Origin of the sequence: Pseudokineococcus sp. 1T1Z-3 (assembly GCF_037482365.1) — a bacterium.
GTDB lineage: Bacteria > Actinomycetota > Actinomycetes > Actinomycetales > Quadrisphaeraceae > Pseudokineococcus.
The window spans coordinates 1-275 of the sequence record NZ_JBBHZF010000015.1; the positions used below are offsets into that span (position 1 = coordinate 1).

1 protein-coding gene is annotated in these 275 nt (G+C 76.0%); it reads right to left on the reverse strand.

Annotated features, from left to right (window positions below; all coding sequences use genetic code 11):
• Positions 1 to 275, reverse strand: a 275-nt coding sequence (locus WDV86_RS04715) for a recombinase family protein (RefSeq protein ID WP_445262941.1), incomplete at both ends; no start/stop codon positions are given.

Here is a 275-nt window from a genome sequence, read left to right on the forward strand (position 1 = left end):
GTGGCGCGGCTGACGCCGAGGTCCTTGGCCACGGACGTGACGGTCGCGCCCGGGACCGCGAGCAGGGATCGCGCGGCCTGGATGCGCGCGGGCGTCATGACGGTGGGGCGGCCACCGACGCGTCCGCGTGCGCGGGCGGCCACCAGGCCGGCCATCGTGCGATCACGGACCAGGTCGCGCTCGAAGGCCGCCAGCGCGCCGAACAGGGCGAAGACGAGCCGGCCGCCGGCGGTAGTGGTGTCGATGGACTCGGTCACCGACCGGAACCCCACCCC